The sequence below is a fragment of the Pseudoalteromonas sp. SR45-6 genome (assembly GCF_014163545.1).
GTDB lineage: Bacteria > Pseudomonadota > Gammaproteobacteria > Enterobacterales > Alteromonadaceae > Pseudoalteromonas > Pseudoalteromonas rhizosphaerae.
In genome coordinates this window covers 17,490-39,373 of record NZ_JACJDM010000036.1, presented here as the reverse complement: position 1 = coordinate 39,373, position 21,884 = coordinate 17,490, and the positions used below count along the sequence as shown (strand labels likewise).

Here is a 21,884-nt window from a genome sequence, read left to right as displayed (position 1 = left end):
CAAACTAAAATCTGTATTCTCACACATCAATTTCTTGGTGGATAAATTCCATCTAGTGCAATGCAAAAGTTTAACGCTAAGCTAGGTTGCATATTTTCATGCCGCTGACTCTTACCTGACGATGCTAAACTGCTGCTACTCATAGCACTTGTATTACTATCCAGTGGCGCAGTATATCGCAGTGCACCACCTGAGGAGGCAACGTCTATTGCAAGTTGATTATCACTTGGTTGGTCAGTATTACCAGCTTGAAATACACCTGAAATAACATGGTCATGCTTAGGTAGCTGTATGGGGGCCAACGCTACTTGGCTAACACCACCAAAGGTAGAAAATGGCCGAGTCGTTAGTCCTATCCCTGATCCCGCATGCATTGGTGCTCTGCCTTGTAAATCAGGGACTCCAAATGTTGTTCGTCCATCACCACCGAAATTAGTTCCCAGCAAACTAAATAGCGCTGTAGATTGTGAAATACTGAGTATTTGCCCTGCGCATTTAGCCCAAGCTCTAGGACTATACGTAAGACCAAATATTCTAATTTCAGCCATAAATGGTTCAGCCATAATATTTCTCCTTTAATTTCTTGATGGGAAGAGGCCGTTGAGGCAAATAATAAAATGTATAGCCAAATAAGGCATCATATTAGTATGCGGCTCATTAGCACCCACAGTTTCAACTGCAGCGTCATTTAGTTGCTGACTTTCTCCCGTGACAGCGCCTGATATATAAGTTGACTCAGTTGCAGGGCTTCTCGCCAAAACATTACCAATGGCTGTAGATGTAGTTGCACGATTATTATTTGCCTGCAAGCTATGGGTGTGTGCTGGCATCTGCTGTGGTAGAAGCGTCACTTTTTCTACGCCAGCCTGACGCGCTATAGGGTAAGGTTGTAATCCTGGGCCTTGCCCAAAATGTACGGGTACACGCCCTCTTAAATCAGGCAGCATAAATGACGAGCGCCCATCACCGCCATATTGTGCGCCAATCAATGCAAATAACACTTGGTTTTGACTTATTGAAAAAGTAGACCCGCTACAAAATGCCCACTGCCTAGGTGAGAATGTAGTAGCAATCATTTTTATTTCACCGACAAATGACTCAGACATGCTAGTTTCCTTTTTTAATTTCTAGCTGGAAAGGTACCTTCCAGTGCAATACAAAAATTAAGTACGAGTAAAGGTTGAAGATTAGTATGTGGCGACCCACTCCCGCTACTACTAACAACATCCTGAGCAAGTTCTGTCAAATCTAACGATGAACCGTATACGAAAGGTTCAGCTGAGGTACACTTATTATCCTTTGATTCAGAAAATATACGATCTGTAAACGCGGGGCTATTAGCGGCTATGCTAGCCGTAGCTTTTACTGCATGCGTATGCGCTGGCATTTCATCTAACGTTAACCTAACCGTTTCCTCCCCTGAACTATCTCCAGCATAAAAGGGACGGTTTTCAGTGCTCAAAAACCCACTACCGATAGGCGTGCGCCCCCGTAAGTCCGGTAACTTAAAATCACTTGTTCCGTTACCACCAAACTGAGTCCCTAATAGAGCATACAGTGCCCCATTCTGTGTAATTGCGATCACTCCACCATTACAGAATGCCCAATTTTTTGGGGCAAAATCAAACGCAAATGGTCGTATTTCAGATATAAACGGATCAGCCATATAAATCTCCCTACTCACTTTTATTAAACGAATAATTTAGTCTATTAAACACGAAGTACTATTTTTGTGTCGTGATGTATATCTCATACTCAGTTTCGCTATTTGGTGATAGAAACAGCTCTGCATCATTAAATGCATCGTGTGTGAGTCTATATGTGCCTTGTTCTAAAGGTTCATTTGCAGAGCCTTTAAGCAAAACACGAAATGCATCCCATTGTTCCCCATTCAGTTTTGTTCTATCAACTGATGATACCTTTAACTCTACTTCACCATCTTGACCAGCAACCTTAACAATTGACCCTTGTGCTCTTTCAACATTTTCAAACGTAAACTTTTCCATATTCAACTCCTGTGTTTAACTTCGCTTAGTCACACACCACTCATTAATTTCACTGGGTGTGGGTACCACGCCATAAATTCATATGGCGGGCTAATTGATTCAACTTGAAACCCTAAACGCGCATACAACTGCTTAGCAGCAAAATTATGTTGCTCAACGGTCAGTGTTAAAGGTGCACCAGATTGTAATGCGGCACTTTGAAACGATTGAATTATCGCTGAGCCAAAACCATGCCCTCTCGCACTTGGTAAAAAGCCAATATCGACGATACGAATTTCATTTGGGCCAAAATCAATGGTTGCCTTACCGATTGCTTCATGATGTTTTTCAATAATAAAGTACATTGCATTGGGGAACTTATCTCCATACCCTTGGGTTTGAGCTTTAAACTGCATTTCCACAATTGACTCTACAAAATCTTTTTCGCCATCAATTAACTGTAAGTCTTGTCGCATTAAACTATGCAGCTTTTCTAAAAAAGGCTTATCGTTTGCATTTGACGGTCTTATATTTAAGCCCTTAGGAATATTAAGTTTCATTACCTCTTTAGCTCCTTAGCTTACTTTTTTTACTACAATATGTTTTTTCTTTAGAGTTCATAATTAAATCCAACAACCACTCATTAACATTACAGTCTATGACAAGGTTGATTCTTGGTGTATCACCAGTATTTATTACAGAATGTTCCGCATCGGCATTTATATACCAACAGCTGCTCTGACTTATTGGAACTTTTAAATCATCCACTAAAAATTCAACATGTTCAGATGTCTCTAAAGAAATATGAATACGTGCCTGGGCTGATAGCTCAATACTCAATCCAAGGTCTCGGTGGGGTTTAATCAAAGAGTTGGGGGAAAGGCGCATAAGCCGTGCAGATAAAATATTACATTTAAATTGTGACAATAACTCACTAATAGAAGGTAAATATTGAAGGTGATCGCCATCAATAAAACTTGAGCTAGACTCAATTGCGAAAGATTGCAGAATCACATGCTTATCAGCATGTTCAACAGGCACTCTTAAAGGCAATACATCCCAATCGCCCTGATAACACTGGGTATTAACATGTCTAACCCATTCTAATTTTTTTGCTACAAGCAAATCGGCAGACATCTTTTTTACATTATAAAAAATTTCAAGCTTGGCAAACGAAATGACTGGAGAGACTATATTCTCACCAGCATTAACAACTTCAGGAATAAGTATGTCATCATTCATTATTTGTTCTCAAACGAAGAGAATGAATGAGCAAGTATTTAATCTTAAAACAAAGTGTATACAGGATGGGGGTGAAATCGATTTCTGTATGTATATTGTTGCGGTATGTTGAGCTACTTTCACTCACTATAACGGCTTTAGCAAATGACTCTAATTGCATTTTAAGTAAAGACTTTAAATAACAAATTATTGGTTTTGCGCGCCGTAAACGCTTTGTAAGCTGTGAACTTTGTGCTTCCATACTGAAATATTCCTTTGATATCCAATTATCGTGCTAAATTCTATTAGGGAATTAATGCTACATTCAGTTAAGAGCTTAGTTTAAAAGCTATAGGGTACAACTTTAATTTTCATTTATTTTATATAGCTTTAATTTATTTGACTTATATCAAACATCATAAAAAAAAATAAAAGGCTTAGTAAATGCAGCTTAATTTAAATTATCTTGAGCATGGCACAGGAGTGTTATAAAAAACATTACACGTTATTACATGGCATCATTTTTATTCTTATAAATAACTGCAGGCTTGATTTGCTTAGCTTTATAATGAGCTCATATTTATATATTGCACAATTCGAGGACTATTCGTCCTATTTGGACAACTACCATGCGGCAGTGTATGTTGCCAAACAATTAAACTGCCCGCTTTTGCAGGCAAAGGCGTACTGTGCCATTGTTGGCAATTAAAATGATGTGGATTGGTGTTTTTAGGTAAGCTAGCAAGCCAGCCGTCTATTTTTTTATGAAAACCAGGAACACAACTAAACGCACCTTGATCAGCGGTAACGTCAGTAAGGTACAGTAACCCTTGCGTTGCAAAGGTGAGCGGTTTATTAAAATTAATATCCCAGTGCAGATTTGGCCCGGGAAACTGCCAACTCAATGTCTCTGGCGGGTTAAAACCAACCCTATCAGTACTTACAGTTAAATTACTTTTACCCCACAGTTGCTCAAAAACATCCCGCACCTGAGGCTGCTTCCGAATAGCTTGCATTGTTATATCATTAAAAATTTGTACCATAACTCCTTGTTTAAGATCATGATTTCGGTACCATGAAGCAGGATTGTGTTTATCCATATTCAAACGTTCATAAATCATATTACAAACGTTTTCACATAGCGTTTTTTCCACCAACTCAGGAATAATAACGTAACCATTATCATCCCAGCTTTGCCACTGCTGTGACGTTAAAACATAATGACGAGGCTGATTTAGTAATATTTTTTGTTGTTTTGGGTCTTTTTGCTGAAAAAATGCTGCTACCTTTTCATTTAACTTACTTTTAACTGTATTTGAAATAGCTATGCCATAACGCTGTTCTACCCAGTTTTCGAACGTTAAAAAACTATCCGATGAAAAAATGAATTCTATCGTCGGTGTGAGCCCTAAGCCTAAAGTATCCATGATCATGACATCAAGCGACCATTCGCCTTCTATTATTTTTTTATCCGCACAGCCTTGTTTTTGTAATTGCGCTTTGTGCCACATTCGTTTTAATTGAAATAGACCTAAGCGCCCAGTTTCTTTATAACAAGGTAGTATGCTCTGCGCTGTTGTGTGCAGAGATGGCACTTTTGCTATCAATTCATTTTGCATAATAACTCCTTTTTCTTGCCTGATTTTAGACAAGCAAAACACCTTAAATTGATTTATTAACGCTAACTAAACTTAGTTAGAATAGAGTGCTATATTACTGTAAGCAACAATTGTAATTGCTAAATACAGGGAGTGGTATGAACACTGAGATTGAAAAAATTCTCGCCTTTGTTACTCATATTGGAATAAAGCACAGGTATCAAACGTTAAACGAAAAGACTTTTTTGCCGGGAATTAAAGTAGCCCAGGGAACTTTACTACTTGATTTAGAAAAATGCCTCTACCCTGGTGACATCCTTCATGAAGCAGGGCATATTGCAGTAACCTCAGAGACAAACAGAACCTGTTTAACCGGCGATATGAAAAACCATGATCACCAAGCCGCTGAAGAAATGACCGCGATTGCATGGTCATGGGCCGCAGCCTGTTACTTAAATATTGCACCCGATGTTTTATTTCATCAACACGGTTATAAAGGCAGTTCAGCTAGCTTAATAACCGCTTTTAGCAATAATACTGGCTTTGGCTATCCGCTGTTGTATTCATGGTTTATGTGCGAACAACCTGATCACCCCAACGGTTATCCAAACATGTTGAGGTGGCTTAGAGATGACGCCTACACACAAGCTCAACTAAAAAAATTACAATAAATACGATAAGGAATATACGTGCTTGATAATAACTTTTCCTCAGAGCAGCTTACTTTACTATGTGCTGACTTAGCTCAACTAAGATTAATAGCCGATTTAACACTTGCACCTACTATGCCGTACTTTGCTGAAAAACCTTATCCAATTGGCCGCTGTAGAGAAATAAGAGACGAGGTATTTACATTACTACAAGCACAACTGCCGCACACAAACAAACCAGGGCTTAGCTTATTAAAAGGTCTTATTGCACAGGGCAATCCTTTACAAAAAGCATGGGGTTCACTGCGGGATGAGTATTTTCAAAACGCATTTATTATTGGCCCTTGGTATATTGATGTTTCTAACGACACCGTGAATGCCAATAAACCCAGAGTAGAGATTTTGCCTTTAGCGACATCAAACTTTACCCCAATTAAAGATTTTACTCAGTTTGTAAAAATAGCCCGTAACTATTGGAAAGTTGAGGTGTATAGAAATGATGTATGCCCAGCACTTGCGCCTTATATGCCACTTTTATGCGTTGGCGATAACGGTACTAGCTGGCTAGGAGCTGCAAACGACGACATGCTAAACATCGCAATAAACAGCCAATTTACCCAATCAAAAGCAATATTAAAAGTTCTGCCAAGCCCACCAAAAGAAATAATACAGCGCTGGCAATCGCTGTTATTAAACTTCACTCACGACCCTTTATTGATAACAAAAGGAGATGCAATCATCTTTTGTGATGAATACAGTAAAAAGTTACAGCACCCCGATCTAGCACACAGGGATGCCGCTGTGATTGCCTATTCATCGTTACCAAAGTCAGTGTGATTTAGAATATCAGTGCAACACTCATTGTAATGATGTGTAATAGAAAAGCCTGCCCTTGTCCCTGTACTCCTTAGAATTTATAAAGCGCTATGACACCTAGACTTATAGCGCTTTAACAAATTGTTAGCTAAAACGCTTGTAACCCCTGCCATGCCAATTGCAGCGCAAGTAAGGTTAAAACAACCCGAAAAATACGTTTAAACTTCTCGGCAGAAATACGGTGTAATAACTGTAAACCAAGCCACGTGCCAAGCGCACCACTGATGATCATTGCCGCAACTAAAGGCAACCACTGCCAAAACGAAAAACCTACAAAGCCATACAAAATAGCTTTAAAAGTATGTTGCGCACTCATACAAGCGGAAAAAGTAGCGGTATATCTTAGCTTTTCATAATTATTAACATACAAACAACTGCCCACTAACGGGCCACTTGCGCCAACAAACATTGATAAAAATGTTGTCACAGCACCAGCTGTACTGCGCCATAAAGCTGAGGTTTCACGCAACTTTGGCGTCACTCCCCATAATAAATAAAGTACAAACCCTGCCACGACAATTTTCATCAATTCAAGTGGAATACGGGTCACAATAGACGACGCAGCAAACGCACCAATAAGCCCACCGAGTGAAAAGTACGCAAACATACTTTTATCAAGGTGTTTAAAAGTCAGCATAAACCTATTGGCATTTGAGCCCAGCTGCACTAACCCATGCACCGGAATAACAATACTCATAGGCAATAACGATGCCATCACCACCAACAACATCAACCCGCCACCAGCACCAAAAGCCGCCGAAATCATCGACGTTACAGCCGATAATATAATAAGCCCAATCACGCTGAGCGGCGTTAATAAATCGCCAGCTAAAAATTCCATATAAGATCACTTGGCAAGTAAAAGAGAATAATGACGTTAACATGAGTAAAAATAAGATGCGAGTACCTAAAGCACCAGTAAAATGAAGCGCTTATTTCAATAAAATAAAAATAAGCGATGAGCTATTAAAACAATAAAACACTTCGCCTTAAACATAAAAAAACCCGCAAAATTGATTACTCAAATTTGCGGGTTTTTTAGGGTTTTTAAATCAACGAATTTAAAAACCGATATTGGTGGAGCTGGGGGGATTTGAACCCCCGTCCGAAAAGCCTCGACCGTCGGTACTACATGTTTAGTATTGTCATTTAATTAACCTTTAAGTCCCGGACAAACACGGTAAGTAAAGGCGAGGCCGCTTAGTTTTAGCGCTTCAACCCCGGCCAGGGTTTCCGTCGCGATCAGGTGTTAGGGTGACACTCCAAAATCCAGTCCACAAGAATACATGGAAGGAGCGCTAGCTAGCCTAAGCTGCTAGAGAGTAGTTATCGTCGTTTGCGATTACTTTAAGTTGCGGCTTTTTAACGAGGCAAACCGCACCTCGACATGCACCTTGGGCTTCTTGAATTCCGTCGAATCCTAATCAGCCCCTGAATTAGTAAACTCATTCAGAGCGTGCAGCCAGTATAACCGAGTAACGCGCTGATACTCAAGGCCCTTTTATGCTTTATTTTATATTGCTATGTAGTTGCTGATTAAACACGCAACAAATGTTACTACCCCCTCCTAGATCAAGCAAATAAATAACATTTACTTAACAATATTTGAAAGTTATGTTCAAATGGTCTGCTACTTTGAAAATGCCTGACTATGGGTTTTAGCCGAGCGGCATATAAATAAAAAATATCTACATCCAAAATAATAAAAACAGGCATATTACATAGGAAATTAATAAATGTCGTTGTTTATACATAACCCTGTAACGGGTTTTGTGTCACTGCTTGAGCACCCTAAAAATAGTGGTTTCCCAGTGACTAGCGCGCAACTTATTGAGTTAATCGAACAGTCCCCGTTCGCTGATTTCGATATAGTCAGTGCAAATATTGGTAAGTTATTCTCACCGAGCAAAAACTATCAGGATGATTCTTTAATTGTTGCTCGTGCACTCGATGCGTCGATATTCATTCAGGTTGATGAAAAAAATATGGTCGCTGAAGCCACATTAACCACTGCTAAAGGTGGGGCCTTAATGTCGATTGACAAGGCTCGCGAAGCACTCGTTGATGCTGGCGTATTACATGGCATTAGCACTCGTGCACTGGACAATTTTTTAGGTCAGCAATTTGACAAGCCTGCGGATGTTTCCTATAGAGCGATTGTTGCTCATGGTCGTAGACCAAAAGAAGGCAGCGACGCTAAATTTGTACGTTTGTGCGCTACAGCACAAGATCGTGTATTGAGTCCACAAGCAAAAGAAGGTGGTAAGGTCGATATGCGCAATTTAGGCGCGATCATCACTGTAAAACCGGGCACTCCTCTAATGCAGCGTGTTGCTGCAACTCCTGGGGAAGATGGTTATACGGTATTTGGTGATGTGCTGCCCGCCATACCAGGTAAAGATCTACCATTACAACCATTTGAAGGCACTAAACTCGATCCAACTAATCCCAATGTACTGATTGCAGATTGTAAAGGTGTGCCTGTCGCCCTCCCGCGTGGCATGCGCGTTGATGACGTGTTGTGTTTTGATAATGTTGATATTGGTACCGGTCATGTTGATTTTGACGGCAGCGTAATTATCAGTGGCGATATAAAAGATGGTATGCACGTGCGTGCCAGTGGTGATATCACGGTATTGGGATTTGTTGAATCAGGCCAGATCGAAAGTGCCAGTGCGGTCACAATTATGCTCGGTGCAATTGGTCGTAAGCGTGAAAATGACGAAGCGTTTACTTGCAAAATTAAAGCCGCTCGGACTATTTCAATTGGCTATGCCCAGTATTGCCATATTCATAGCGAACAAGATCTCTTTATTGAACGACAAGCATTACATTGTGACTTGAGTGCTCGGCGGTTGATCCGCGTTGGTAAAGCAAATAATCCGCGCGGTAAAATTATTGGCGGCAATATTTTAGATGCCATGCGAATTGAAACCGGAGAGCTAGGTGCCCCATCGGGCACAAAAACCCGAGTTTTCATCGCGCAGTATTGGCATGACTTGAGACAAAAACAATTGCAAATTGCCGATTTTGAAAAACTGTTAGCCACTAAATCCGCAGCATTAAAGCAAGCACGTAAAAAAGCAGTTAAAATTCCAGCACCAGCAAAACGACAATTATTTTTAGACAAAATTAGTGCTAGCGAGCAACAAATTAATATTCGTATTGCCAACACCAAACGTAAAAAACATCTAGTAAAACAAAAAATAGCACAGCTTTTAGCTACTAGCCGTTTAAAAATTAATGAGTTAATGCATCCCGGTGTGGAGCTAAAAATCGCAAAAGATTCAAAACACTTTTCGCGTATTTATCCGCCCCACTTAGTTAAAATGAGCGAAGGTAAAATTACTCAGTCGTTTTAACGGCTGAGTCTTCGTTGTCACCAGCTTGCTCTGCATCTTCCGGCACTTCTGCAGCTAAAGGCCAGCCACCCAGCTGTTGCCAACGATTAACTATCAAACAATATAGCTCTGCCGTGCGTTCGGTGTCATATAATGCTGAATGAGCCTGTTTGTTGTCAAATTCAATGCCAGCTGCACGACATGCTTTTGCCAGTACCGTTTGACCAAGTGCCAAACCCGCTAATGAGGTTGTGTCAAAACTAACAAACGGATGAAATGGCGTACGCTTAATATTATTACGTTCTATTGCTGCATTTAAAAAACCATGGTCGAACGCCGCATTATGAGCCACTATGACTGAACGTTGACAACCCGCAGCTTTTTGAGCTTTACGTACCACTTTACAAATTTCTTTGATCGCTTCCTCTTCAGATACTGCGCCACGTAATGGCGAGAAAGGATCAATACCATTAAAATCAATAGCGGCTTGTTCAATGTTTGCGCCTTCAAATGGCTCAACATGAAAATGCACAGTATGATCAATACTGAGTAGGCCTTCATCATCCATTTTTAATACTGACACCGCAATTTCTAACAGTGCATCGGTTACTTTATTAAAGCCTGCAGTTTCAACATCAATAACCACCGGGAAAAAGCCACGAAAGCGTTTTGCGAAAAGAGTTTGTTCAGTATTTGCCATAGTATTCTTGGTTTGCCAGAGTAAGCTGGCTATTATGTCAAAAATCATAGTGGCTAGGCTAGCGCTTTACAGATTAAATTAACACTTACATTTAGGCATATAACTTGCTTTACTTAACTAGAACTAGAGCTAGCTAACGACACTTTGATGACTGTTAGCCTCTGTAAATGCAGCTTTTGCCAAGATATTGGCGTAATAAATTGTTGGAGATCCCGTAATGAAGCTTTCAATGCTGTTTATCAGTCTAAGCATTGCAACTGCATGCCTTTCAGATACGGCCAGCGCTGCAATGCGCCAGTACACAGCCACGGCAGATAACTCACAATGGGAAGTTGTAAAAACAACTCGCTTACAATGCCAATTAAATCATGAAGTTCCATATTATGGCGAAGCTATTTTCAGCGCTACCGCGAGCAAAAATAAAGACCTGCTATTTAACTTGGATATGGTTGTCCGTCCTGACAATTACAGTATTGCTGGTTTAAAAGCAGTCCCGCCAATCTGGCGAGCAGGTTTACCAGCACGTGATATTGCTGACATGAAATTACTACGAAAATTTGACGGCGAACTGGGTAACAAAACGGCATGGGAAATGTTGACCGAGCTTGAAAAAGGCTACCAACCTACTTTTTATTACCAAGACTGGCAAAATAGTGCCGATAAAATTGCCGTTGGCTTATCGAACATTAATTTTAAACAAGCCTATTGGGCATTTTTACAATGCCGCGATGAATTACTGCCATACAGCTTTGAAGATATTTCCTTCACGATTATGAATTATCAACCAAATACCAGTAAACTTACTAAATCATCAAAACAACGTTTAGATAAAATTGCTGAGTATTTAAAGTACGATACGACGATTGCGGCTATTTCGATTGACTCATACACAGATAGCTACGGTGGTCGTTGGAACAACTTAGAGCTGTCTAAAAAACGAGCTCAAGCGATCAAAGAATATATGGTGAGCCTAGGAATTGATGAAACTAAAGTTGAAACGCAAGGCTTTGGTGAAAAACGTCACGTAGCGACTAACGATAATATTTTGGGCCGCGATAAAAACCGCCGCTTAGTGATACAAATTGAGAAGATGTAGCTAAAAGAAGTAATGCCATTTAGCTATATGACGACTGTTGTTAAGGGTTAAGCTTTTTAAACGTGGCTCTTTTTTTCAACCAACCATCACCAAACTGAAACACCGCTAAGCTCAGTAATATAATGACAGCGCCAATAAGTAATTGTTGATCAATTGCTTCATTATTTAACCAGCCCCCTAAGCCAATCGCAAAGCTTGGTGTGATCAAGGTGGTTAGCGCCACGGTACTAGCTGGTAATTTTTGTAACACATGAAAATAAGCAAGCGAACCAACCAATGAGCCAAACACGCCCAAATACACAATTGACCACAGTGATTTTACTGTCCACGTACTCGTATTGAGCTCACCATCGAACAACCACCAAGTAATAAAAAATAAGGGCGTAACAAATACTAATGCACCAAATGTGGTCGCCATTGGATGAATAGCAATTTTTATTCGCTTGATCATCACCCCACTTAAACTAAAAAAGCACACAGCCATAAATACGTAAGCTAAACCCTGCATTTGCATCAATGAGCCTTGCATGTGTTTTTCACTCACCAAAAATAACCCCAATAGCGCAAATGCTAACGCAATTAGTTTAACAACGCTGAATTTTGGCTCGTTGAGTAATCGCTGTGCTAATAAACCAGATAAAATTGGTGCCAGACCAAACATTAATGATATCAGCCCTGATGGGACTGTTTTAGCTGCCATATAACTCAACAGCATGCCACCATATATGCCGATACTCGAATAACCATACAAAAAACACGCACGACGGTGCCAAGGGACACGAATATTCGCAATCGCCACAACTAAAGCAGCCAGCACTAATCCTATCGACATCCGTAACAATACCGCGAGCGTTGGTGTAACAGACTCACTGCTCCAAACAATTCCCAAAGGCGTTGTTGACCAAATTAAGACCATTAAAAAATATGATGCTTTAACGCTCACAAGCGAATCCTTTTAGCAAAGTGGCGATAACAAAGAGGAAGGAGATACAGCACTAACCGCTTTGAAATCGCGGTTAGTAAAAAACAACTTAACCGCAGCGCAGCAATGGGCGGACAACTGATAGATTCAGCCATGGGCGCATGGTTAGGGCTCGGTTAACTTGTTGCATGTAAATAGTATTCTTAATAATAAATTGAATTTATAGGAATAGCAGAACTGGTTAATAAGTCAACTGCTAGAGTGGTTTTTATACCAAAAACTGACTTCACAATGATGGCTTGTAAATCATAAGTTACATTTAATTTCTTTGATTTGTAACAAAACTATTTAAGTTTGTGCCAACTAGTTATATCTTGCCTGCCTCTCACGATGTTTTAGGGGCAAAAAGTGCTTAAAAATAAAACAATAGGCAGCATGTTAATTGTTGCAGGTACCACTATCGGCGCAGGGATGTTGGCGCTACCAATCGCTTCTGCGGGACTTGGCTTTACAACCGCATTAGCATTAATTATTTCAATATGGGCGTTAATGACTTATACCGCATTATTAATGCTCGAATTACATCAACATGCTGATCGCGATGCCACGCTAAATACGTTAGCAAAATCATGGTTAGGTAAACGCGGCCAATATCTGGCTAATTTTTCGGTGATGTTTTTATTCTATGCGCTTTGCTCAGCTTACATTGCAGGTGGTGGTGCGCAACTACAAGAAAAAATAAATAACGGCTTTAGCCTCGATATTGCGCCGCAAGTCGGCTCAGTCATTTTAGCTGTCGTAATAGGCACAGTTGTTACCTTAGGCACCAGTAAGGTCGATAAGCTAAACCGAGTGTTATTTAGCATCAAAATTGTGGTACTGGCGAGCTTATTTTATATGTTAACCCCGTATGTTCATGGCCAACATTTACTCGAAATGCCCATTGAACAAGGCCTTATTTTATCAGCTATTCCTGTGGTATTTACCTCTTTTGGTTTTCATGGTTCGATCCCATCGATCGTTAAATATGTTGGTTTAGATATTAAAACCTTACGCCGTGTCATGATTGCCGGAGCAGCTTTACCGCTGGTTATTTACATTTTTTGGCAGTTGATCAGCCAAGGTATGATGAGTCAAGCTGAATTACTAAAAAGCTCTGGCTTACCAGGCTTTGTGGCAAGTATTGCCAGTATCGCTAATAACGCAGCTGTTGCCACTGCAGTTAACCTATTTGCAGACTTAGCACTGGCAACCTCATTTTTAGGGGTGAGCCTAGGATTATTTGATTTCTTTGCTGATGCCTTTAAAAAAGGAGATGGTAATAAAGATCGGATAAAAACAGCCCTCATTACTTTTATCCCGCCATTAGGATTTGCATTGTTTTACCCACAAGGTTTTATTATGGCGCTTGGCTATGCAGCTATCGCTTTAGTCGTACTAGCAGTGTTTTTACCCGTAGCAATGGTTTATAAGCAGCGTAGCAGCGATAAAGGCGGCTATACAGTGCGTGGTGGTAATTTTGGTCTGGCAGTAGCGGCGCTTTGCGGCGTGCTTATTATCAGCGCCCAAGGGCTGCAGATGGCAGGTTTAATCCCCGCGATAGGTTAATGCAAAAAGGCACCTAAATGGTGCCTTTTGGTATTTTAACTAACTTGAGTTAGATTAAACATGTGTTTAACTCAATCATCAAGCTTTGCAAATAGCTTTGGCAAATCTTGCTCTGCTATAGGCGGGCTGTAGTAATAACCTTGCACTATAAAGCAGTTATTGTTTTGTAAAAACTCCACTTGCTCTATAGTCTCAACGCCTTCGGCTACCACATTCAATTTTAGCTTTTGTGCCATCGCTATAATTGCCGCAGTGATCTCCATGTCATTTGGATCATCCGGTATATCTTTAACAAACGAGCGATCAACTTTTAAAATATCAACCGGAAAACGTTTTAAGTAGCTCAATGACGAATAACCCGTGCCAAAGTCATCTATCGATATTGACACCCCAAGCGCTTTTAACTGATGTAATTGCGAAATTGCCGCTTCCACATTCCCCATTAGCATGCTTTCGGTTAATTCCAGGTGTAACTGCTTAGCCGGCACCTTGGTTTTCTTAATAATCGATGCCAACAACGGCACTAACTTAGCATCTTTAAACTGACGAGCAGAGAGGTTAATCGAAATATTATTTTCTCGCCCTTGCGCTGCTAATCTTGCTGCAAATTCACACGCTTCTTGTAGCACCCAAGCACCTAACTCAACTATTAAACCTGTTGCCTCAGCTATTGGGATAAACTTGGTAGGCGGGATCATCCCTTCAGTTGGGTGGAACCAGCGGATCAAGGCTTCATAACCGACCACATGCTGCGTGCGACTATCAACTTGTGGTTGATAAAAAATCACAAATTGCCGAGCTTTGATTGCTAAGCGCAGTTCATTTTCAATAAACAGCCGCTCATTCGCAGCGGCATCAAGTTCTTGACTATAAAAGTGATAAGTATTGCGCCCTTTAGCTTTGGCCTCATACATAGCTAAATCAGCGTGTTTTAATAACTGGTCTTCTTCTTGGCTATCATATGGTGCCATTGTGATGCCAATACTAGCACTAATAATGACCTCGTTATTGCCAAGCATAATTGGCACATTCAATGTTTTTTGAATAGTGTTAGCGACATCCATTGCATGCTCTTGACGCTCAATACCACTAAGTAAAACTGCAAACTCATCGCCACCTAAACGGGCAATTGTATCTTCCGCACGCAGTCGTTTTTTCAAACGGTTAGCAACTTCAACTAATAGCTGATCACCGGCATCATGACCAAGTGTGTCGTTAATACGCTTAAACTCATCTAAATCAAAATAGAATAAAGCAAACGCATAATGGCCACGCTCTGCAAGCGCCATTGACTTACGTAATTGCATTCTAAAGAAAGTACGGTTAGCCAGCCCTGTTAAGGTGTCGAAATAAGCCAATTGCTCCATTTTTCGCTGGCTTTCTTTAACAAACGAAATATCCTGTGCTGAGGCAACATAACTGGTGATGCTGCCACCGTCTTCGCGAATTGGTGAGATACTGAGCGATACCCAGATTGGCTTTTTATCTAAACCTTGGATCAAAGTATCGCCACGCCAATAATTTCGGCTGCGTAAATCGATATCAATGTCATCAACCAAAATAGCCATTTCTTTGGCGATAATGCTTAATAGCGGTGACTGCATAAAATGGTTTTCTTCAAACCCAGTCATTTCTAACATTTTTGGATTGACGTATTCAATCACGAAGTTTTGATCGGTGATCACTACCCCTGTGCCTGAGAAAGCAACTGCTTTAGATAATCGGTTAGCGGCTTTTTCGGCAATTTCTTTTTCTGTAATACGCTGATTCAGACCATCAATAAGCTTACGAATTTCAATCGCCATATCGCGAAAAGAACCATTTAAAGTACCAATTTCATCTTTGTTTTCTTTTGGAAATTCAATTTGTAAGTGCCCTTTGCCAAAACTGGTTACCGCATAAACTAAAGAATGAATACGGCGTAAAACGAGTTGGTAAAGTGCTTGATGTAATAACAGTGCGACTAAAATGGCATATAAAATAAACAATCCAAAAAACTTCACCTTTAGCTCTTCAAGCGCTGAAAGTGCTGATGAACGTTTTTTGTAAATACCAATATACCAGTCTAAATTATCAACTTTACGAATATTAATGATGTGCGTTTCACCATCTTGTACAAAAGAGTCTGCGTATTCTGGTAAATGCATTTTGATAGTCTGATTGATCAGCTCTTGTAGATCGCCATTAACAAAATCATGAGTACGTAATGGTTTGCCTGCTTTACCGTAGGTTTCGTAAAGGTTTTTATTCAGATCAGGATGAGCAAGTAATTGCCCTTGGCTATCAAAAACAAATAAGTGCTGCTCCTTGTCACCGATCGGTAATTGCGAAATAAGCGTATCGAGTGCTAAATCGCTGCCAGTAACACCTAAAAATTCATTTTCAAGATAAACTGGCACCAGTAAACTCACCACCCATTTATGCCAAATTTTATCGTAGTAAACTTTAGACCACACAGCCGAACGGGTTGGATTAAGCGCTTCTTTAGCGTAATTAAAACTTTGATTATCAATAAACTGATGAGAGCCTGGAACATTCAGAGCCCAATTAGGTGGCGCAATACGGATAAAATTATCTTTGGTGATTAAATAAAAGTTAAAGAAATCTTGGATCAAGGTAGGCGCTACGATTTTCCATAACGATTCAGAATCATTAATGAGTTTTTTATAAAAAGGTGAGTACTTATCTTGTGGCATAAAAGCCGCAGATAAACCATCATCAGAGGCGCTGCGAATACTGCCATCGGGGTCAAAGCTGAGCTGCGCACTTTGGCTACTGAGCAATTGCGAGGAATTATAGAATAATTGGCTAGAGACGACGTTATTCGCTTGCTCCGCAATATTAATTTTGGTTTTCACCAGAGTATTAAACTGACGGATCAGACGTTCGCTGGAATGCTTGAGAACTTCATGTTCTTCAAATACCAATTGTTTTTCTTCTGATTTTAGCATTAACACCGCTGCACAGATCCCAGCAATTAAACAAATTGCCGAAATTAACAGCGAAAGCTTCATACTCAACGAATTTACACCAAAGCGTGATGGTGGGCGTCTATACACCACAGGACAACCTTATTTTTAATAATTATTTTTATTTAAATTCACCTAAATAAATATACCAGATCCCTATTTAGATTTATAAATTTTTCGTTGAAATTACTGAAAAAATCCCATATCAAAAATAAACTATCCTTTGGCGGCGATAAAACCCGCTAGAGTGTTGACTTTATAGCCCACTCTCCATACATTAAGAGTATGAATATAATATTTTCGCAATTACATTTTTCGTTTTTTAGCTTCTTTAGATAGAAGAGGCTTACCTGTTTGCGAGATTAAATCAACCGAATAGCAAAGCCTCCCAATTGGGAGGCTTTTTTGTTTTTATTACCCAAAAGGTAATTTTTTGGAATGAGGAACCCAAAAATGACTAATGATGTACTTAATTCACTTAGACACGATATCAATGAAATTGATTCTGACCTATTAGTGCTATTAGCAAAACGTCGCCGTATTAGCCACGGCGTTGTAGAATATAAGATTGCTAATAATAAACCGATACGTGATGAGGCCCGAGAACTTGCCTTGTTAGAAAAACTCATCGGTTATGGTAAGTCTCTTGGTTTGGACGCTTATTATGTGAATAACGTTTTCCAAACAATTTTAGAAGATTCAGTACTTAATCAACAAGCCATGTTACAGAAGAACTTAAACCCAGATGCTATGAGTGAAACACACCGTGTTGCTTATTTAGGTGGTCAAGGTTCTTACAGCCAACTTGCTTGTCATAAATATTTTAGCCGTCGCCCAGGTAAACTTGTTGAAATGGGCTGCTCTAGCTTTGAACAGATCACTGGTAAAGTTGAAAATGGTCAAGCAGATTTTGGCTTATTACCCATTGAAAACACCAGCTCTGGCAGTATTAACGAAGTGTTTGATTTACTGCAACACGCACAAGTCTCCATCGTTGGTGAAGTAACCCACAGTGTTGAACATTGTTTATTGGTCACACCGGGTACTGAGCTTAGTCAGATCAGTAAGATTTTTGCTCACCCGCAACCATTCGCTCAATGTAGTCGCTTTTTACAAGGCTTAGGAGATATTCAACATGAAACATGCGATTCAACCTCAAGCGCTCTACAATTAGCATTAGATACCCCTAATAGCGCAGCAATTGGTTCAGCTCAAGCGGGTAAGAATGTGGGTTTAGAAGTGATTAAATCAGGCCTTGCGAATCAACGTGAAAATCATAGCCGTTTTATTGTAGTTGCCCGTAAGCCTCTTTATGTATCAAAACAGATCCCGACTAAAACCAGTTTAATTATGGCAACTAAACAACAAGCAGGTTCTTTGGCTGATGCGTTGATGATTTTCAAAGAACATAATATCAACTTAGTAAAACTAGAATCACGCCCTGTGCCGGGTAACCCATGGGAAGAAGTATTCTATGTGGATTTAGAAGCAAACCTGGTTGATAACCATGTTAAGCAAGCACTTGAAGAACTTAAAGAACACACCCAATATGTACGCGTACTGGGCTGTTACCAAAGTGAATCGCTGCAAGCTGTTAGTATAGAAAGTTAAGCGCTAAGTAAAATATAAAAAAGGGCTAAAATTAGCCCTTTTTTATTATCTGTTTTTCACACAGCGGTTATCAATCAAGTACTTTCGCATCATTAGCTTTGTTTAACAGGCTGCGACTTTGCGTTAAAAAATGCGCAGTAGCATCTGAAAAATACGCTTTAGCATCCGCAAATGAATCAATTAAAGCGGCCTTATCACCGGCTTTTAATTTTGCCAAGGTACTTGCAAACGTATCTTGATATTGTGCAAGTAAAGGCTCTACGTTATCAAATTGCGCTAGCATAATGTCTGAATAAAGCTCTGGTGATTGTGCGAATAAGCGCCCTACCATCATCAACTCTAATTGGTAAATCGGTGACGAACAACTGCGGAGCTCCTCGAGAGTATGACCTTGTTTTGCTAGAAACTGACCGTATACAAAAGTGGTTAAATGGCGCATAACCTGAATAATTTGCATGGCTTCATCGTGCTTTTGCGCATCGAGTTCAACAAGTTGACAGCCCCACACTTGCAGTTGCGATAATAAACCTTGGGCAATCTCATGGTTACGGCCTTCGCAAACCACCACTGTTTGCTTTACCCAATGAGAAATATCAGGACCAAACATTGGATGTAAACCTACTACAGGACCGCTATGCACTGCTTTTAATACTTTTAACGGTGCTTGCTTAACTGAAGTAATATCAACTAATAAACAATCATCATCGAGCTTAGGTAAGGCAGTAACCACTGTTTCTAAGGCATTAATTGGCACACTGATCATCACCAGTTTTGCACCCGCTAATGTTTCTTGCGCGTTACTTTGCTGTTCTTTGTCGAGTATTCTAACTTCATACCCTGAGCGGATAAATTGCTGAGCAAACAATTGCCCCATAGCGCCTTGACCACCAACAATCACAATAGGTGATAACTGTGGCGCGCTACATGCTAATTTAGCCTGTTGATTTTGGTAAGCTTCGCGCATCATACGGCGTAGGATATCTTCCACCAATTCAGGATTAACACCTTGGTTAATCGCTTCTTGGCGACGAGCAGCTAATAAAGTAGCTTCACGATCAGGCGCATGCAGTGGCGCACCCGTTTGTTGTTTGATTGCGCCGATCTGCTCGGTAATACTATTACGTCTAGCCAGCAGTGCAACCAACTGGGCATCACATTCATCGATCCCCTCTCTTAACTTATCTAACTCTTTTATATCCGCCACGCGACTACCACCTTAGAAACTGCAATTTCGTACATTTAAATTTACATAAAAGTAAACTAATCAATACGATAAATACTAACAGGATCGCTTAGTTGTTAAAAGGCTAAATAAGCAAAAGAATGAGGGTTTAAGCGTTAAGCCATAAGTTATAAGTTGGCCGAGTTGTATTTGATTTATGAGTAATTCTTGGATGGGTATTTTTTTGCTGAACTTCTCTGCGCTCTAATCAAGTTATGGTGATCACTTTAACGTTGAGCGATCTTAATCTTTTAACTTTATCCTTTAACCTCACTAGCCTTCTAATTCGATAACTTTACTCTACCTAACTTACTATCTCTAAAAACCAAAACGGGTTGCAGCCCGAAGGTTGCAACCCGTTTTTTTGCGTTGATAAACAGCGCGTATTAGTTAAGTTTTTCTCTAATACGTGCAGATTTACCAGAACGCTCACGTAGATAGTAAAGTTTCGCACGGCGAACTGCACCGCGACGCTTAACTGCTACGCTATCGATAAGAGGGCTGTGCGTTTGGAATACACGCTCAACACCTTCACCGTTCGAAATTTTACGAACTGTGAATGCTGAGTGAAGACCACGGTTACGCTTAGCGATTACAACACCTTCAAAGGCCTGTAGACGCTCTTTAGCACCTTCTTTTACTTTTACCTGTACAACCACTGTATCACCAGGGCCAAATGCAGGTACGTCTGTTTTAAGCTGCTCATCTTCAAGCGCTTTAATAATATTTTGGTTTACTTTTGCCATTATGTTTCTCACTTTCCTAGGTGTAACTGTCTTCTAGCCACAAGCTTTTTGGTACTCTTGCTGAAATTTCGCGAGTAATACCGCTTGCTCCTCAGTCAGAGCTAGGTTATGCAACAAGTCAGGACGGCGTAACCAAGTTCTGCCTAATGACTGCATCAGCCGCCATTTTGCTATCTCTTGGTGGTTTCCGCTGAGTAATACAGCAGGAACCTGTTTGTCGTCCAATGTTTCTGGCCGTGTATAGTGAGGACAATCTAGCAAGCCATCCGAAAATGAGTCTTGCTCTGCTGACTGGTTGTGTCCTAATACACCCGGCACTAATCGCGCTACTGCGTCAATTAATGTCATGGCTGGTAGTTCACCACCACTCAAAATAAAATCACCAATCGACCATTCTTCGTCAACGTATGATTCTATTATTCTCTCGTCTATACCTTCATAGCGACCGGCAATTAAAATCAGTTTTTTAGAGCTGGCGAGTTCGCTTGCCCCTTGCTGATCTAATTTGCGCCCTTGCGGGGACATATAAATTACTTTTGCACCATCTCCTGCCGCCTGTTTGGCGTCAAGAATGGCTTGTTTCAGTGGTTCAACCATCATTAACATACCTGGACCGCCCCCGTAAGGACGATCATCCACGGTTCTATGCTTATCAATAGCATAATCTCGTGGGTTCCAGCAGTTAAAGTCGATCAGACCATTTTTTACTGCTCGACCAGTTACACCTTGAGTTGTAATGGCATCAAACATGTCCGGGAAAAGGCTGATAACCCCTACCCACAACGAACTCGTTTGACTCATTAAAAGCCAGGATCCCAGTCTACTGTAATTTCTTTTGCATCGTGCTTAATCTCTTTAATAACTGAATCAGTTAAAAACGGAATTAAACGCTCTGCTTGGCCAAATGCATCTTTATTGTTTGCTTTCACAACCAATACGTCATTTGAGCCTGTCTCCATCAGGTCATCAACTATGCCTAAGTCATAACCTTTATCGGTTACAACAGACATGCCAATGAGATCTCGCCAATAGAACTCACCTTGCGGGAGCTCTGGTAATTGCGCTGCATCCATTGAGATTTCTGCATGGGTATAAGCCATTGCTTCGTCTCGATCGTTTACTTGCGCAAATTTAGCGATAAAGCCTTTGTTGTGGCGACGCCAGTCGACCACTTCTAAGGTCTGCCATTTACCTTGCTGCCCTATCAACCACGGGCTGAAATCGAAGATCCCTATGGGATCATCAGTAAATGAATGTACCTTAAGCCAGCCCTTTATACCATATGGGGCACCGAGCTTTCCTACGACAATGATTGATGAGGTGTTCTCTTGACTCATGG

Annotated in this window: 21 protein-coding genes and 1 other RNA gene; 6 read left to right on the top strand and 16 right to left on the bottom strand. The window is 40.4% G+C overall.

All coding sequences use genetic code 11. The features are described 5' to 3' along the window. Positions 1 to 26: 26 nt before the first annotated feature. The 7 genes from H5158_RS15170 to H5158_RS15140 all read right to left on the bottom strand — a co-directional run bounded on the left by H5158_RS15170 (position 27) and on the right by H5158_RS15140 (position 4,825). Positions 27 to 563, bottom strand: coding sequence for a phage tail protein (locus H5158_RS15170; protein WP_054205193.1), 537 nt, complete (start codon positions 561 to 563; stop codon positions 27 to 29). A gap of 12 nt (positions 564 to 575) precedes the next feature. Further along, entirely contained in the window at positions 576 to 1,106 is a 531-nt protein-coding gene (locus H5158_RS15165; protein ID WP_054205192.1) for a phage tail protein, read from the bottom strand. A gap of 14 nt (positions 1,107 to 1,120) precedes the next feature. After that, positions 1,121 to 1,666 (bottom strand): phage tail protein, encoded by a 546-nt coding sequence (locus H5158_RS15160; protein ID WP_182740354.1) that lies wholly within the window; start codon positions 1,664 to 1,666, stop codon positions 1,121 to 1,123. A 58-nt stretch (positions 1,667 to 1,724) separates the two neighbouring features. Next, positions 1,725 to 2,006 (bottom strand): DUF6916 family protein, encoded by a 282-nt coding sequence (locus H5158_RS15155; protein WP_054205190.1) that lies wholly within the window; start codon positions 2,004 to 2,006, stop codon positions 1,725 to 1,727. A gap of 29 nt (positions 2,007 to 2,035) precedes the next feature. Beyond that, entirely contained in the window at positions 2,036 to 2,545 is a 510-nt protein-coding gene (locus tag H5158_RS15150; RefSeq protein WP_145242939.1) for a GNAT family N-acetyltransferase, read from the bottom strand. Positions 2,546 to 2,552: 7 nt separating this feature from the next. Further along, positions 2,553 to 3,227: an aspartyl/asparaginyl beta-hydroxylase domain-containing protein gene (locus H5158_RS15145; RefSeq protein WP_145242937.1), complete on the bottom strand. Its 675-nt coding sequence runs from the start codon at positions 3,225 to 3,227 to the stop codon at positions 2,553 to 2,555. A 542-nt stretch (positions 3,228 to 3,769) separates the two neighbouring features. Further along, on the bottom strand, positions 3,770 to 4,825 hold the full coding sequence (locus tag H5158_RS15140; RefSeq protein ID WP_145242935.1) for a phytanoyl-CoA dioxygenase family protein: 1,056 nt from the start codon (positions 4,823 to 4,825) through the stop codon (positions 3,770 to 3,772). Between the two features lie 137 nt (positions 4,826 to 4,962). Here H5158_RS15140 and H5158_RS15135 point away from each other — a divergent pair, with 137 nt between their 5' ends. Both H5158_RS15135 and H5158_RS15130 read left to right on the top strand, forming a co-directional pair. Beyond that, positions 4,963 to 5,475, top strand: coding sequence for a hypothetical protein (locus H5158_RS15135; RefSeq protein WP_145242933.1), 513 nt, complete (start codon positions 4,963 to 4,965; stop codon positions 5,473 to 5,475). Between the two features lie 18 nt (positions 5,476 to 5,493). Next, complete coding sequence (locus H5158_RS15130) at positions 5,494 to 6,291, top strand: hypothetical protein (protein WP_145242932.1); 798 nt, start codon at positions 5,494 to 5,496, stop codon at positions 6,289 to 6,291. A 127-nt stretch (positions 6,292 to 6,418) separates the two neighbouring features. On the opposite strand, the gene H5158_RS15125 is transcribed toward H5158_RS15130, so the two are convergent. After that, entirely contained in the window at positions 6,419 to 7,171 is a 753-nt protein-coding gene (locus H5158_RS15125; RefSeq protein WP_182740353.1) for a sulfite exporter TauE/SafE family protein, read from the bottom strand. A gap of 234 nt (positions 7,172 to 7,405) precedes the next feature. Further along, positions 7,406 to 7,762, bottom strand: a transfer-messenger RNA (tmRNA) gene (ssrA, locus tag H5158_RS15120). 304 nt (positions 7,763 to 8,066) lie between these two features. Here ssrA and H5158_RS15115 point away from each other — a divergent pair. Beyond that, a complete protein-coding gene (locus tag H5158_RS15115) occupies positions 8,067 to 9,692 on the top strand; it encodes a DUF342 domain-containing protein (RefSeq protein WP_182740352.1) in 1,626 nt (541 codons plus the stop codon). On the opposite strand, the gene rnt is transcribed toward H5158_RS15115, so the two are convergent. Continuing rightward, positions 9,676 to 10,371: a ribonuclease T gene (rnt, locus tag H5158_RS15110; RefSeq protein ID WP_145237162.1), complete on the bottom strand. Its 696-nt coding sequence runs from the start codon at positions 10,369 to 10,371 to the stop codon at positions 9,676 to 9,678. The two genes, H5158_RS15115 and rnt, sit on opposite strands and share 17 nt — an antisense overlap. Before the next feature lie 217 nt (positions 10,372 to 10,588). Between rnt and H5158_RS15105 the strand changes: the two genes are divergently transcribed. Further along, positions 10,589 to 11,467, top strand: coding sequence for an OmpA family protein (locus H5158_RS15105; RefSeq protein WP_145237165.1), 879 nt, complete (start codon positions 10,589 to 10,591; stop codon positions 11,465 to 11,467). A 40-nt stretch (positions 11,468 to 11,507) separates the two neighbouring features. Here the strand turns inward: H5158_RS15105 and H5158_RS15100 are convergent, their stop codons facing one another. Then, positions 11,508 to 12,410 (bottom strand): DMT family transporter, encoded by a 903-nt coding sequence (locus tag H5158_RS15100; protein WP_149980787.1) that lies wholly within the window; start codon positions 12,408 to 12,410, stop codon positions 11,508 to 11,510. Between the two features lie 387 nt (positions 12,411 to 12,797). Between H5158_RS15100 and H5158_RS15095 the strand changes: the two genes are divergently transcribed. After that, positions 12,798 to 13,997 (top strand): aromatic amino acid transport family protein, encoded by a 1,200-nt coding sequence (locus H5158_RS15095; protein WP_182734393.1) that lies wholly within the window; start codon positions 12,798 to 12,800, stop codon positions 13,995 to 13,997. Between the two features lie 71 nt (positions 13,998 to 14,068). On the opposite strand, the gene H5158_RS15090 is transcribed toward H5158_RS15095, so the two are convergent. Beyond that, on the bottom strand, positions 14,069 to 17,059 hold the full coding sequence (locus H5158_RS15090) for an EAL domain-containing protein (RefSeq protein ID WP_145237174.1): 2,991 nt from the start codon (positions 17,057 to 17,059) through the stop codon (positions 14,069 to 14,071). Between the two features lie 360 nt (positions 17,060 to 17,419). On the opposite strand from H5158_RS15090, the gene H5158_RS15085 reads away from it, so the two are divergent. Next, a complete protein-coding gene (locus tag H5158_RS15085) occupies positions 17,420 to 18,577 on the top strand; it encodes a chorismate mutase (protein WP_149980790.1) in 1,158 nt (385 codons plus the stop codon). Positions 18,578 to 18,647: 70 nt separating this feature from the next. Here H5158_RS15085 and tyrA read toward each other — a convergent pair whose 3' ends face one another. The 4 genes from tyrA to rimM all read right to left on the bottom strand — a co-directional run bounded on the left by tyrA (position 18,648) and on the right by rimM (position 21,882). Continuing rightward, positions 18,648 to 19,781 carry a bifunctional chorismate mutase/prephenate dehydrogenase gene (gene tyrA, locus H5158_RS15080; RefSeq protein WP_182717094.1) on the bottom strand — a complete coding sequence of 378 codons (1,134 nt, stop codon included), beginning with the start codon at positions 19,779 to 19,781 and terminating at the stop codon, positions 18,648 to 18,650. Positions 19,782 to 20,185: 404 nt separating this feature from the next. Beyond that, complete coding sequence (rplS, locus tag H5158_RS15075; RefSeq protein ID WP_002962189.1) at positions 20,186 to 20,545, bottom strand: 50S ribosomal protein L19; 360 nt, start codon at positions 20,543 to 20,545, stop codon at positions 20,186 to 20,188. Between the two features lie 33 nt (positions 20,546 to 20,578). Further along, positions 20,579 to 21,346, bottom strand: a complete 768-nt coding sequence (gene trmD, locus H5158_RS15070; RefSeq protein ID WP_145237185.1) for a tRNA (guanosine(37)-N1)-methyltransferase TrmD — start codon at positions 21,344 to 21,346, stop codon at positions 20,579 to 20,581. After that, positions 21,346 to 21,882, bottom strand: coding sequence for a ribosome maturation factor RimM (rimM, locus tag H5158_RS15065; RefSeq protein ID WP_149980792.1), 537 nt, complete (start codon positions 21,880 to 21,882; stop codon positions 21,346 to 21,348). The genes trmD and rimM overlap by 1 nt, the downstream gene beginning before the upstream one ends. Positions 21,883 to 21,884: the final 2 nt, after the last annotated feature.

What these genes read in the sequence shown, in the direction of transcription:
- H5158_RS15150 (WP_145242939.1), bottom strand. Translation starts at nt 2,545, where the DNA reads ATGAAACTTAATATTCCTAAGGGCTTAAATATAAGACCGTCAAATGCA.
- rimM (WP_149980792.1), bottom strand. Translation starts at nt 21,882, where the DNA reads ATGAGTCAAGAGAACACCTCATCAATCATTGTCGTAGGAAAGCTCGGT.
- H5158_RS15155 (WP_054205190.1), bottom strand. Translation starts at nt 2,006, where the DNA reads ATGGAAAAGTTTACGTTTGAAAATGTTGAAAGAGCACAAGGGTCAATT.
- H5158_RS15165 (WP_054205192.1), bottom strand. Translation starts at nt 1,106, where the DNA reads ATGTCTGAGTCATTTGTCGGTGAAATAAAAATGATTGCTACTACATTC.
- H5158_RS15145 (WP_145242937.1), bottom strand. Translation starts at nt 3,227, where the DNA reads ATGAATGATGACATACTTATTCCTGAAGTTGTTAATGCTGGTGAGAAT.
- H5158_RS15125 (WP_182740353.1), bottom strand. Translation starts at nt 7,171, where the DNA reads ATGGAATTTTTAGCTGGCGATTTATTAACGCCGCTCAGCGTGATTGGG.
- H5158_RS15170 (WP_054205193.1), bottom strand. Translation starts at nt 563, where the DNA reads ATGGCTGAACCATTTATGGCTGAAATTAGAATATTTGGTCTTACGTAT.
- rplS (WP_002962189.1), bottom strand. Translation starts at nt 20,545, where the DNA reads ATGGCAAAAGTAAACCAAAATATTATTAAAGCGCTTGAAGATGAGCAG.
- H5158_RS15160 (WP_182740354.1), bottom strand. Translation starts at nt 1,666, where the DNA reads ATGGCTGATCCGTTTATATCTGAAATACGACCATTTGCGTTTGATTTT.
- trmD (WP_145237185.1), bottom strand. Translation starts at nt 21,346, where the DNA reads ATGAGTCAAACGAGTTCGTTGTGGGTAGGGGTTATCAGCCTTTTCCCG.
- H5158_RS15105 (WP_145237165.1), top strand. Translation starts at nt 10,589, where the DNA reads ATGAAGCTTTCAATGCTGTTTATCAGTCTAAGCATTGCAACTGCATGC.
- H5158_RS15135 (WP_145242933.1), top strand. Translation starts at nt 4,963, where the DNA reads ATGAACACTGAGATTGAAAAAATTCTCGCCTTTGTTACTCATATTGGA.
- H5158_RS15085 (WP_149980790.1), top strand. Translation starts at nt 17,420, where the DNA reads ATGACTAATGATGTACTTAATTCACTTAGACACGATATCAATGAAATT.
- H5158_RS15140 (WP_145242935.1), bottom strand. Translation starts at nt 4,825, where the DNA reads ATGCAAAATGAATTGATAGCAAAAGTGCCATCTCTGCACACAACAGCG.
- H5158_RS15115 (WP_182740352.1), top strand. Translation starts at nt 8,067, where the DNA reads ATGTCGTTGTTTATACATAACCCTGTAACGGGTTTTGTGTCACTGCTT.
- rnt (WP_145237162.1), bottom strand. Translation starts at nt 10,371, where the DNA reads ATGGCAAATACTGAACAAACTCTTTTCGCAAAACGCTTTCGTGGCTTT.